Origin of the sequence: Salipaludibacillus neizhouensis, from assembly GCF_002886185.1 — a bacterium.
Lineage (GTDB): Bacteria > Bacillota > Bacilli > Bacillales > Salisediminibacteriaceae > Salipaludibacillus > Salipaludibacillus neizhouensis.
The window spans coordinates 3,203,315-3,215,570 of record NZ_KZ614146.1 but is presented as its reverse complement, the minus strand read 5'-3'; the positions used below and the strand labels follow the sequence as shown (position 1 = coordinate 3,215,570).

At 37.7% G+C, this 12,256-nt stretch carries 10 protein-coding genes; 9 read left to right on the top strand and 1 reads right to left on the bottom strand.

The genetic code is table 11. From position 1 onward, the window contains the following. The first annotated feature begins 20 nt into the window (after positions 1 to 20). From CEF18_RS15105 to CEF18_RS15080, 6 genes are all read left to right on the top strand, one after another. Positions 21 to 1,340, top strand: coding sequence for an ABC transporter substrate-binding protein (locus CEF18_RS15105; RefSeq protein WP_110937221.1), 1,320 nt, complete (start codon positions 21 to 23; stop codon positions 1,338 to 1,340). 812 nt (positions 1,341 to 2,152) lie between these two features. Continuing rightward, complete coding sequence (locus CEF18_RS15100) at positions 2,153 to 3,187, top strand: ABC transporter substrate-binding protein (protein ID WP_110937220.1); 1,035 nt, start codon at positions 2,153 to 2,155, stop codon at positions 3,185 to 3,187. Positions 3,188 to 3,268: 81 nt separating this feature from the next. Further along, a complete protein-coding gene (locus CEF18_RS15095; RefSeq protein WP_183041080.1) occupies positions 3,269 to 4,846 on the top strand; it encodes a sugar ABC transporter ATP-binding protein in 1,578 nt (525 codons plus the stop codon). After that, on the top strand, positions 4,843 to 5,817 hold the full coding sequence (locus CEF18_RS15090) for an ABC transporter permease (RefSeq protein ID WP_110937219.1): 975 nt from the start codon (positions 4,843 to 4,845) through the stop codon (positions 5,815 to 5,817). Before CEF18_RS15095 ends, CEF18_RS15090 begins: the two co-directional genes overlap by 4 nt. Before the next feature lie 132 nt (positions 5,818 to 5,949). Further along, positions 5,950 to 7,113 (top strand): iron-containing alcohol dehydrogenase, encoded by a 1,164-nt coding sequence (locus tag CEF18_RS15085; protein ID WP_110937218.1) that lies wholly within the window; start codon positions 5,950 to 5,952, stop codon positions 7,111 to 7,113. Positions 7,114 to 7,313: 200 nt separating this feature from the next. Continuing rightward, positions 7,314 to 7,868 (top strand): hypothetical protein, encoded by a 555-nt coding sequence (locus CEF18_RS15080; protein ID WP_110937217.1) that lies wholly within the window; start codon positions 7,314 to 7,316, stop codon positions 7,866 to 7,868. Between the two features lie 239 nt (positions 7,869 to 8,107). Here the strand turns inward: CEF18_RS15080 and CEF18_RS15075 are convergent, their stop codons facing one another. After that, the gene (locus CEF18_RS15075) at positions 8,108 to 8,878 is read right to left on the bottom strand and encodes an AraC family transcriptional regulator (RefSeq protein ID WP_110937216.1); all 771 of its coding nucleotides are present in this window, start codon (positions 8,876 to 8,878) and stop codon (positions 8,108 to 8,110) included. A gap of 228 nt (positions 8,879 to 9,106) precedes the next feature. On the opposite strand from CEF18_RS15075, the gene CEF18_RS15070 reads away from it, so the two are divergent. The 3 genes from CEF18_RS15070 to CEF18_RS15060 are packed head-to-tail and all read left to right on the top strand — an operon-like array spanning position 9,107 to position 11,907. Next, positions 9,107 to 9,877: a sugar phosphate isomerase/epimerase family protein gene (locus CEF18_RS15070; protein WP_110937215.1), complete on the top strand. Its 771-nt coding sequence runs from the start codon at positions 9,107 to 9,109 to the stop codon at positions 9,875 to 9,877. A gap of 22 nt (positions 9,878 to 9,899) precedes the next feature. Further along, positions 9,900 to 10,934, top strand: coding sequence for a Gfo/Idh/MocA family protein (locus CEF18_RS15065; RefSeq protein ID WP_110937214.1), 1,035 nt, complete (start codon positions 9,900 to 9,902; stop codon positions 10,932 to 10,934). 4 nt (positions 10,935 to 10,938) lie between these two features. After that, positions 10,939 to 11,907: a sugar phosphate isomerase/epimerase family protein gene (locus tag CEF18_RS15060; protein WP_110937213.1), complete on the top strand. Its 969-nt coding sequence runs from the start codon at positions 10,939 to 10,941 to the stop codon at positions 11,905 to 11,907. The last annotated feature ends 349 nt before the right edge of the window (positions 11,908 to 12,256 follow it).

Sequence of the window (12,256 nt, the reverse complement as noted above, 5' to 3'; positions counted from 1 at the left end):
TTAGAAAGAGAGGAATGCATATGAAAAAGAGGTTAAGTTTGCTATCTATTGTTATTATATTATTTTGTATTACAGGGGTTGCATTGTCTTTTCACACATTTTCAAATGAAAATAGGGATACAAGCGGGGAAGAAATTACTAAAGATCAAATAGAATTGACTTTCTGGCGAAATGCGGGAAATTCGGCAGAAAATCAAGCATATGAAGAATTAATATCAGAGTTTGAAGCAAAGCACCCTAGCACTGTGATTAATATGAAATCCATACCATATAATGACTACGAAGTAAGGCTCCGTACTGAATTGGCAGCTGGAAACCCACCAGATATTATGACAATCGATAACCCTAACTTGGCTCTTTACGCAAATGCGGGATCACTATTATCATTGGATCAATACATGAAAAGCGAAGGGAATATTGATGACATCCCTGAAGCTACATTAAATGTACTGAAGTTTAATGATGAAATATTTCTTGCACCTGTCGTTGAATCGGGTATCGCTTTGTTTTACAATAAACATATTTTCAGAGAAGCCGGAATCCCGTTTCCATCGGAAGATCCTAATGAACCCATGACTTGGGACGAAGTACGTGTAATTGCTGAAAAGATTACTAAATTAAATAAAGATGTGTATGGAATTGATCCAGCACAGGGTTTTGCGGAAGGCGAAGCTGCAGCTTATTTTAAGATACCTCTTCTTTGGCAGTTCGGTGCAGAAGTTTTAAGTCCTGATGAAACTACTTCAACTGATTATTTAGACTCAAAGGAAGCTTTAGAGGCCTTGCAATTTTATCAGGATTTATATCATAAATATAAAGTGGCCGAAGTTGAATTACCCCCGCGTGCATTCGAATCTGGAAAACTTGCTATGACGGTACTTGGTTCATGGACACTAGCAGAATATGAGAATAAACCGAATCATAAAATAGGAGAATATTTCGGTGTTGCTCCTCTTCCAATGGCAAAGGAACGAGTTGTTCCAAACGGAGGATGGGCATTAGGATTATCATCTCAGTCTAACTATAAAGACGAGGCTTGGGAATTTATTAAATATGTTTCAAGCTATGATGGGATGAAAAAGTATGCTGAGATAACAGGTGATATTCCTGCACGGTATTCTGTAGCAAGAGATATGCCGGAAATTAATGAGTATCCTAAAAATATTTTTTTGCATCAAGTCCAAAATTATTCAAAGAACCGTCCAGGTACACTGGCTTATCCAGTAATAAGTGATGCAATTAAGACATTATTTGAAGACGTTGGGATCGGTGGAAAAAACGTAAAAGAATCAGCGAAAGAAGCGACAGAAAAAATAAATAAGTATCTTGAAGAATTGTGATTTTAGAATATTTCAGACCAAATCACTCATTTAAGAAGACTATAAGAATTGTAAGTGACTAATGTTGAATCAATATTTCATGACCTTTTTAAGTGTTGTTGTTCTAGAGAACATACACCTAGAAAGGTCTTTTTTTACAGGTAAGAAAGTATAAGATGACAGCTATCTTTAGGTCACAAGCATCAAGGGAAACCTACCCCGAGTAGCACCTACACGACTATGTAGGTGCTACTCGGGGTGGCGAAAGCTCACGCTGTATTTAACAAAAGACGCTACGCGTTTTTTTTATCGTTTTAATATTTGCTTTTCCTTTATTTATAAACCTTCTTCCTCTGATTGTTCAATTTCGTTTTAGCTGTCGAGAGTTACAAGGAGTGGTTATTAATAACCAAAAAAATTAAACGTCCGAATCCAAATAATTTAAAATAGTTACTTTAATGCTTTTGTTATAGTAAGTATTAATTAGAAATTAGAAATCAGAAAATTGAAATAGGTTGAAGTAAAAAATCGGGCTAGAGTTGTGTGAAATGTAAACGTTTTAATTTTAGATTAGAGGAGGTGATGCCTATAAAATTAGAGGGTAAAACATTTACAACCCAAGCAACAAAATTTCAGGGGAATTTTGATTTAACATGAAAAAGATGTGATAAAGGGATACCCACAACCAAATGGAAACAACCTTATACCACACCTCAAGTCAGTGTCTATTGAAAGACAATAGATACAGTTTCATTTTAATGTTATAACACGGTTTTGTGCAACGTATCAGACTTTTTTAAAGATAAAATATATTATTGGAGGTATTTTGACTAATGAAAAATATGAAACTTATAACTTTTGCATTATTAATTCTTACTGTACTATTTTTGGCTGCCTGCAGCGATAGCAATGCAGGAGGAGAGAATACTGAGGCAGAAGAGAATACGCTTAATACGCCCAACGAAGAGGTTGAAAATGATGAGAATAATGAAAATAATGCAGACGCATCTGTTGACGGCGAGAAGAAACTTAGTATTGGGTTAACTGTTCCTACCTTAGGTAATCCTTTCTTTGTAGCAATGTCAAATGGAGCTGAAGAAGTTGCTGAGAACTATGACGCGGAGGTTATGACTGTAAGTGCAGAGCATGATCTAGCCAGACAAACTGCACAAATTGAAGATTTCATAACAAGACAAGTTGATGTAATTCTATTAAGTCCATTTGATTCTTCTGGTATAGCTGGCGCGGTGAGTCAAGCAGTAGCAGCAGGTATTCCTGTCATAGCTCTTGATGGATTCGCAGAAGGTGGAATTAATACAGTTGTAATGTCTGATAATGTGCAAGCAGGTAGATTAGCTGCTGAATATTTAGTAGAACAAATTGGAGAAGAAGGGAACATCGTTATAATAGATGGCCCTCCAGTTTCCGCTGTTACAGATCGAATTCAAGGTTTTAATGAAGTGCTAGAAAAGTATCCTGATATTGAAATTGTTGCACACCAAAATGGAGAAGGTGAACGTGAAGCCGCACTTTCTGTAATGGAAGATGTTCTAACTGCTAATGATCAAATCGATGCGGTTTTCACTATTAATGATGAAGAAGCTATAGGTGTTCAAATTGCTCAAGAACAAGCAAAACGTGAAGAAGAATTTTTCATCGTCTCAGTTGACGGTGCGCCAAGTGCTATTGATGCATTAAAAGAAGGTGGAAGCCTTGCTGGGACATCTGCTCAATTCCCTGGTCAAATGGTGATTGACGGAGTAGATCTAGCGCTAAAAATCCTTGATGGAGAGCAAGTTGATGAGGAAGTACTAATACCAACTGAATTTATCACACAGGAAAACGTAGATTCCTATCCGGGTTGGTAAATTGATTGCCTAGTATAAATGATCAATATGGAACTCCCACAAAGAGTTCCATATATCTAATAAAAATAGGGAGAGGTTGATATGGGGGGAAATATTGAATTTCAAAAAAAAAAACGCAAGGATTATCAATCAAAAACAATTTCGCCTATTTTAACAATGGATTCTATCAACAAGTCATTCACTAATGTTCAAGTATTAAAAAATGTAAATATAGAGCTATTTAAAGGTGAAGTTCATGCTTTGATGGGGGAAAATGGCGCGGGTAAATCGACATTAATGAAAATAATGGCAGGTATACATCAGCCAGATGCAGATTCTGGGAAGACTATATATAAAGGCGCAGAAGTAAATTGGAATAATCCTATGGAAGCCAGAAATAAGGGAATTAGTGTCATTCATCAAGAGATTAGCTTGTCTCCCAATCTTTCTATTGGGGAAAACATCTTGATGGGTACCAAATTCAAAAAAAATAAATTTGGTTTGGTAAAGTGGAACGATATTTTTGAAAAAGCAGATCATGTTTTAAAATCTATCGGATCAACCTTAAATCCAAAAGTGAATGTATCAACTTTAAGTGTAGCACAGCAGCAAATGGTAGAAATTGCTCGTGCATTATCATTAAACTCTGAAATACTAATTATGGATGAACCATCAGCATCCTTAACGGACAAGGAAATACTGAAGCTCTTTGGCATTATTGATGAGCTAAAGCAAAAAGGCGTAGCGATCGTTTATATTTCTCATAGAATGGATGAAATATTTCAAATATCCAACCGATTTACTGTATTAAGAGACGGTGAATGGATCACAACAGGACATATTTCGGAAACTAGCCCTGCTAACCTTGTGAAGCATATGGTAGGAAGGGAACTAGTTGATCTATTCACTAAGAAAAGTGAAGTAACAAAGATTAGATCCAAAGAAGAAATTCCTGTTTTAGAGCTAAAGGGCATTTCTGATAAAAATACAGTTCGTAACGTTTCGTTGAAAATACACGAAGGTGAGATAGTAGGATTAGCGGGTCTTGTTGGTGCTGGAAGAACAGAACTTATTCGGACGATATTTGGATTATCGGAATTAAAAGAAGGACAAATTATTTTAAATGGTGAGAAAGTAAATATTAATAGTCCTGTTGAAGCGATTAAACTAGGAATTGCTCATGTTCCAGAGAGTCGTAAAGAACAAGGGTTGATGGCTAATTTATCAGTGAAAGAAAATATTTTAATGAATCGATTGCCGACCTACCGTAAATTTAAATTATTACAGAAAAAGTTGATGGACAAGGAAGCAGATCGATATATTAATGAGCTAGGTGTAAGAGCGGCTTCCAAAGAACAAAATATTATGGGGCTCAGCGGTGGAAACCAACAAAAAGTTGTTATAGCAAAATGGTTATCTATCAACCCAAAGGTATTGTTGCTAGATGAGCCAACTCGTGGTGTTGATGTTGGTGCCAAGACGGAGATTCATAAGATCATATGTAATTTGGCTGAAAGAGGATTGGCAGTGCTAATGATATCATCCGAGTTACCGGAAGTCCTTGCAGTAAGTGATCGGATTTTGGTAATGCATGAAGGGGAATTAAAAGCTGACTTATCTAAAGAGGAAGCGACGCAAGAAAAAATCATGTATCATGCTACAGGAGAAATTAACCAATGAATACAAAATTACAAAATTCAACTCATACTGAGATGTCTTGGAAGAAACGTAGTAAGATAATTTTTGATAGGTTAGGTATGTTGATCGTACTTTTATTATTAATAGGTATTATGAGTATTTTTGCTCCAAGTTTTACTGATCCGGGTAATATTATGAATATACTTAAGCAAAGTTCTATCACAGCAATTCTTGCTGCTGGAATGACAGTAGTTATCTTAACAGGTGGTATTGATTTATCTGTAGGTTCAATATTAGCATTGTCTGGTGTTGTTTCAGTAATGCTTTCGAATGCAGGTGTACCTGTTCCGGTAGCAATGGCAGCTGGTGTTGCAGTAGGTTATGCTGCCGGAGCGATTAACGGTTATTTCACAGCAGTGCCTAAATTGCCGGCATTTATTGTAACTCTTGGTAGCATGACTTACGTGAGGGGATTAGCGTATGTCATTACCGGTGGATATCCCGTTGTGTTAATATCAGAAAACTTCAAATTCATTGGTGCAGGGTATTTTCTAGGGGTTCCAACACCTGTATATGTCATGACTATAGTTTATATCATTATGTTTATTGTTTTAAAATACACATTATTTGGACGTCATATTTACGCAGTAGGTGGTAATGAAGAGGCTTCTCGTTTAACAGGTATTAAAGTAGAAAGAACGTTAATTCATGCATACTCTATTAGTGGTCTGTTAGCAGGTTTAGCAGGGGTGGTCATGGCTAGTCGCTTGTATTCCGGTCAGCCGATGGTTGGTGTAGCATCTGAACTTGATGCCATTGCAGCAGTAATTCTTGGTGGAACGAGTTTTGTCGGAGGTCGTGGACGTATACAAGGGACTATCATTGGAGTCTTCATTATAGCCGTTTTAACGAATGGTATGACTTTATTAAACGTAGATTATTATTGGCAACAAGTCGTTATGGGTGTAGTTATTATCTTAGCTGTACTTCTTGATCGCATACGCAGAACTTAGAAAATTTTGGACGGTTCGCTGCTTCATTTCTCGAGGAGAAATGAAGCAGCGAACCGTCCTTTGATCTTAAAAGTGTAAGCGATTGCTATTACCTTGTGAAATAAATTAAACTATTATCAGGAGGAGATGTTTATGCAAAATTTTGTTTTTCAAAATGAAACTAAAATCATCTTTGGTAGAGATGAAGAACAGGTAGTAGGCCAAGAGGCGAAGAAATATGGAAAGAAACTTCTTTTGCATTATGGTGGAGGGAGTATTAAAAAAAATGGATTATATCAAAGAGTTGTTGAGTCTTTGCAGGCGCAAGGAATAGAGATATTTGAGTTGAGTGGTGTGAAGCCTAATCCAAGAGTTAGCCTTGTTCGAGAAGGGGTCACTCTATGTAAAGAAAATAACATTGGCTTTATTCTAGCTGTGGGCGGAGGAAGTGTCATTGACTCAGCCAAAGCGATTGCAGCTGGGGTGAATTATGAGGGGGATGTCTGGGACTTTTTTGATGGTAAGAATTCTGTAAATGATTGTTTACCTCTCGGAGTTATTTTAACAATTCCTGCGGCAGGAAGTGAAAGTAGTGGGGGAAGTGTGATAACAAACGAGGACGGATCTTATAAGAGGGCGGTTGGTCATGAAACGATGAGGCCAAGATTTGCGATATTAAATCCGGTTCTTTCATACACGTTACCTTCGTATCAGACAGCTTGCGGAATTACCGACATGATGTCACACATTTTGGAAAGATATTTTACAAGAGAAAAGAACGTGGAATTAACCGATCGATTATGTGAAGCGACCTTGAAAACAATCATAAATAATGCACATACTGTTCTGGATGATCCGACTAATTATGATGCGAGAGCGGAGATCATGTGGGCAGGGACGATTGCACATAATGATTCCCTCAATACTGGTAGAATTGGTGATTGGGGAAGTCACGATATTGAGCATGAAATAAGCGGTATTTATGATATTGCTCATGGCGCTGGCTTAGCAATCATCTTTCCAGCATGGATGAAATATGTCTATAAACATGACGTCAATCGTTTTGTTCAGTTTGCTAATCGAGTATGGGATGTAGAGATAGATTTAAATGATTTGGAAAAAACAGCTCTTCAAGGTATTCAAAAGACAGAGCAATTCTTCCGTTTGATTGGAATGCCTGTGAAATTAAACGAGGTGGACATTGGAGAAGAACATTTTGAGGAGATGGCTAGAAAAGGTACGGAAAGAGGTCCAATTGGAAACTTTATTAAGTTAGCTGAAAAGGATGTATTTGAAATTTATCAACTGGCAAAATAGAAATATTAGCAAGCGAATCAAAAAAGGAGTGAAGCCCTGTGCTCACTCCTTTTTGATTTATTTATAGCGAAAAGTTGAAGGAGTTTGACTATTTTAATATTTACAAATGCCAAATAACATTATCCGGGATGGAAAGTTCAAAAGTTGGATGATTAATTCCAAAAAAGGAAAGGATATAGGATGAAAAAGGAGGTAAGAAAATGAATTTTAAAGAGTATTGGCATGAAATTTATGAAGAATCGGAAGAGTTTAATTCGTTAATTTATCCTTACTGGAACGAATACTCCCACTCAGGAACATGGCAATTCTGGCTAATTATAATTTTGTTGCTGGCGCCTTTAATATTGCTTTACTTTACAATAGACAGGAAACGAACATTTGAGATCTTATTCTACGGGTACACAGTACATATGCTATGGGCATATATTTGTATTCCATTAGAAAGACACGGATTGTTTGTTCATAAATATTTTATATCTCCATTGTTTCCTTTCGTAACAAATATTGTCGCCTCCACGCTTCCAGTGGCTTTCATGCTTTTATATCAATATTGTACAAATAATAATAAAAATTATTATTTGTATGCCGTTTTTTTGAGTGTTGTGTTTGCTTTTGGGTTTGCCACGGTTGAAGAGTGGATGGGATTAGTTGAATTTAGAAAAGGTACAAATCAACTCCATGTTTTCTTCATAGATATCGTCATCGTATTTATTGCATATTGGTTCACAAAATTTATTATTAAACTTAAAAGCTAAGCCCAAGGGGACGGTTCACTGCTTCATTTCTCACCGATAAATGAAGCAGTGAATTAGGAAATTTATATTAAATGTCGAATACTTGATATTTACAACTTTACAACTATCCTGCTTCTTCACATTCGAAAATTTTGCGTGGTATAGCAAAGTTATTATAACCTGATGATAAGGAGTATTAACACACTACATAGTGCTTTGATACTGGAGCAAAACTTCCGAATGCTATTTAATAACCGTCCCTAACCTTGGCGCCTGTAGGAACCGGGGGGAATTCCGTATCTTTTCTTAAATACTTTATGAAAATATGGATAGCTGCCAAAACCACAGTTTTCAGCAATTTGATCCAGTGTCATGAAGGTATATTTCATCTGGTCAATGGCAGAAGATAATCTAATGTCCTGGGCGTATTCAATCATCGTTTTTCCAACATTGTCTTTAAAAAGATGGACAGCCCGTGAAACACTTAGCCCAACGTGTGAAGCAGCGTCTTCAATTTTAAACGGAGTCAGTGCGTGCTCCTCAATATAACGCATCATACGAGTGACAACGTATGGACGACTGAAGGAGGAAGCCGTTTCATTTACAGCACGCTCGATCGATAAACAAAGAGCCTTCAGTAAATAATTTTTTAATTCCTCATTTGATTCAGACAACGGACGACGTTCCTCAATAATAATATGCCGCCATAAAGATAACATTTTTTCGTCTAATTCTGTTCGGGAAATACTAGCCTTTTCAGAACGGGACCACCACTCATCCACCCAACTCCCATGACAAAATAAATGATAGTCACCACTATTTTGTCCTTCTTCAATTCTAAGCTCATAATGCTCTCCAGGTTTGAGCAGCATGAGGTCCCCTTTTTCAATATGGAAAGTCCTTCCCTTAATGACTATTTGACACTGGCCTTCTGTTTGAAATCGAAACAGATAGCTTTCAAAACCAGTCTTATGAATCGTGTGAAATTGCTTCGAGTGATAGGAATAACTACATAGACCAAGATGTATCATTGTAAACTCCTTTTAGTAAAAAATAGCAAGATAGTATATGTATTAATTATATCATTTATTTTAATAAAGGAATCAATCAGTTATGATGAAATCAAATAAGTGATGAATACTGCTTCAAGGATGAACGGGGTGAATGGTACTCGCTTCTATTGCACAGAGTTTTATAGTTTTTGAAATGAGAACGGTTTCGCAGCAAACTAAAACACAATAAGCATGGAGGTACAAAAGATGAAAACTATTCCTGTAGCTGTACAGATGTTTACCTTACGAGAAGAAAGTGAGCGAGATTTTGCCGGTACGTTAAGAAAAATTGCGGACCTTGGTTTTGATGGTGTGGAATTTGCTGGTTATGGGGGACTTTCTCCAATAGAAGTAAGAGCATTATTAGATGAGTTAGGGCTTCGCGCAGCAGCTAGTCATATCCCGCTTGATCAAATAAAAAATAACTTGAATCAAGTCATTGAAGATCAAAAAGTCTTAGGAAGCAAGTATGTTGTGTGCCCATTTTTAATGCCAGATGAACGAACTGACGAAGATTATCAAGCTCTCCTACCGATATTAGAAAAAGCAGGAGCAGCTTGCCGACGAGAGGGATTAACTCTTTGTTACCATAATCACGAGTTTGAACTGGAACGTCTTAAAGATGGAAGAATGGCATTAGAGGCTATTTTTGATGATACAAATGCAGAATATGTTCAAACAGAGCTTGATATTTACTGGCTGAAAAAAGCTGGAGAAGACCCTGTTGAGTGGGTGAAGCGCTACCAGCAGAGAACTCCGGTCATCCACCTGAAAGATATGACTACAGACGAAGAACAATTTTTTGCGGAGCTTGGAACAGGTGGTGTCGACATTGAGTCAGTACTCGGGCTGGGCGAAGAAGCTGGAGTTCAGTGGTGGGTGGTTGAGCAGGATGTCAGCCGGTTAACACCTTTTAAAAGTCTGGAAATCAGCATGAATTACTTGAAAACAAAACTCCCGTATTTATCAAGGAAATAACATAGAACATAAAAATGGAGGAATGAAAATGTTAAAAGTAGCAGTAATTGGCTGTGGAAGTATTGCAAGATTACGTCATCTAGTAGAATACGAGGCAAACGAGCAAGTGGAAATTCATGCTGTGTGCGATATTGTTGCAGAACGAGCGGAAAAAATGGCGGCATTTTATGGGGCAAAGGCTTATACTGATTATAAAGAAGTTATCAAACTCACTAATATTGATGCAATCAGTGTTTGTTTGCCCAACTATTTACATGCTCCAGTTTCGATTGATGCATTAAAATCCGGTAAACATGTGTTGTGTGAAAAGCCAATGGCTACCTCGACAGAAGAAGCCGAAGCAATGATCACAGCAGCGAAAGCTAACGGCAAAAAACTAATGATTGCGCATAATCAACGATTTGTTTCCTCTCATCAAACTGCGAAGGAAATTATTGATAGCGGCAAGCTAGGGAAAATTTACAGTTTTAAAACAACTTTCGGTCATGGTGGTCCAGAGGGATGGAGTATTGACGGGGCGGAGAGTTGGTTCTTTAATAAAGATCAGGCGTTTATCGGTGCAATGGGCGACTTAGGTGTGCATAAAGCCGATTTAATACGCTATTTACTAGGTGATTTTTCAGAAGTCGGATCATTTATTGAAACGAATGCAAAACAAAATACGGAAGTAGACGATAATGCGGTTTGTATTTTACGAACGGAAAGCGGTATCATCGGTACCCTCTCAGCAAGCTGGGCGTATGCACCTAATAGTGATAACTCAACCATCATTTATGGTGAAAAAGGGATTCTCCGTTTAGAAGCAGATCCGAAGTATTCTCTCATTGAAGAGTATCAAAATGGAAATGTCATCAAACATGAGTTGGATCAAATTCAATCGAATGATGAAGGTGGACAAACAAACTCACACGTCATTGATCATTTTGTTGAAGCTATTCTGGATAATAAAGAGCCACTTGTTAGTGGAGAAGAAGGCATGAAATCACTGCAAGTTATTTTAGGGGCATTAGAGTCGCAAGACACGAAACAAATTATTACTTTAAATAAAGGAGTGTAGTCAGATGAAATTAGGAGTATTTACGGTATTATTTGGTGATAAGTCATTTGAAGAGATGCTTGATCATGTCAAAGCTGCCGGTCTTGATGCAGTTGAAATTGGTACAGGAGGTTACCCCGGTAACGATCATTGTCCGCTAGATGACCTTTTAGAGGATGAGCAAAAACGCCAAGACTATTTACATGCAGTCACTTCTCGCGGTTTGACAATTAGTTCGTTCAGTTGCCATGGCAATCCGATTACACCGGATCAAGCATTTGCAGAGGAGTCTGATACTGTTTTACGCAAAACAATCAAACTAGCTTCTCTTTTAGGCGTTCCAGTAGTTAATGCTTTTTCGGGGACAGCCGGTGATAGCGAGGAAGCAAAACAGCCGAACTGGCCGGTCGTTCCTTGGCCAGCCGAGTACGGTGATATTCTGGAATGGCAATGGGAAAATAAACTAATCCCATATTGGAAAGAAATTGGACAGATTGCGGAGGAACATGATGTGAAAATAGGCCTTGAGCTTCATGGAGGTTTTCTAGTTCACACCCCTTACACGATGTTAAAATTGCGCGAGGCCACGTGCGAAGCTATTGGTGCAAACTTAGATCCTAGTCACATGTGGTGGCAAGGTATTGATCCGGTAGCAGCAATTAAAATTCTTGGTAAGGCTGGTGCCATTCACAATTTCCATGCAAAAGACACGTATATTGATCAAGATAATGTGAATATGTATGGGTTAGTTGATATGCAACCTTACGGCAAGGTACAGTCGCGCGCATGGACATTCCGAAGTGTCGGTTGTGGGCATAGCCTGCAAGAGTGGTCCGATATGATGAGTGCTCTTCGTATGTATAACTATGACTCGGTTGTCAGCATTGAACATGAAGACCCGATCATGTCCATTGACGAAGGATTTGCGCGTGCGGTGAAAAACTTGGATACCGTTTTAATCCGGGAATCTGCCGGAGATATGTGGTGGGCTTAAGAGAAGTTAGGTTAGATGTTTCAAAAGGTATGTTAACCTTTTGGAGCATCTTTTTTTTTGACAAAAAGACGGCTATGCCGTTTTTCTTGTGTGAAAAATAAAAATATTCAGCCTCATTTTAAACTTGAAATTACCCAGTTGATACCATTTGTTTCATGTAATTTATTTATTGACACGCCATGTGTAATTCGTTACATTGTTTAAGTATGTTTTTTAAGGGAGAACGGTAGACCGCAGTTTCAACCTCATGTATTACCATAAAACTGCAGCAGTACCGCATTTTATAGAGGGGGTTGGCGGGAGATCGTACTGTATTTATAAATAGAAGATATGAGCTTTTTTAGGAGGA

What these genes read in the sequence shown, in the direction of transcription:
- CEF18_RS15090 (WP_110937219.1), top strand. Translation starts at nt 4,843, where the DNA reads ATGAATACAAAATTACAAAATTCAACTCATACTGAGATGTCTTGGAAG.
- CEF18_RS15095 (WP_183041080.1), top strand. Translation starts at nt 3,269, where the DNA reads ATGGGGGGAAATATTGAATTTCAAAAAAAAAAACGCAAGGATTATCAA.
- CEF18_RS15060 (WP_110937213.1), top strand. Translation starts at nt 10,939, where the DNA reads ATGAAATTAGGAGTATTTACGGTATTATTTGGTGATAAGTCATTTGAA.
- CEF18_RS15070 (WP_110937215.1), top strand. Translation starts at nt 9,107, where the DNA reads ATGAAAACTATTCCTGTAGCTGTACAGATGTTTACCTTACGAGAAGAA.
- CEF18_RS15085 (WP_110937218.1), top strand. Translation starts at nt 5,950, where the DNA reads ATGCAAAATTTTGTTTTTCAAAATGAAACTAAAATCATCTTTGGTAGA.
- CEF18_RS15100 (WP_110937220.1), top strand. Translation starts at nt 2,153, where the DNA reads ATGAAAAATATGAAACTTATAACTTTTGCATTATTAATTCTTACTGTA.
- CEF18_RS15105 (WP_110937221.1), top strand. Translation starts at nt 21, where the DNA reads ATGAAAAAGAGGTTAAGTTTGCTATCTATTGTTATTATATTATTTTGT.
- CEF18_RS15075 (WP_110937216.1), bottom strand. Translation starts at nt 8,878, where the DNA reads ATGATACATCTTGGTCTATGTAGTTATTCCTATCACTCGAAGCAATTT.
- CEF18_RS15080 (WP_110937217.1), top strand. Translation starts at nt 7,314, where the DNA reads ATGAATTTTAAAGAGTATTGGCATGAAATTTATGAAGAATCGGAAGAG.
- CEF18_RS15065 (WP_110937214.1), top strand. Translation starts at nt 9,900, where the DNA reads ATGAAAATGTTAAAAGTAGCAGTAATTGGCTGTGGAAGTATTGCAAGA.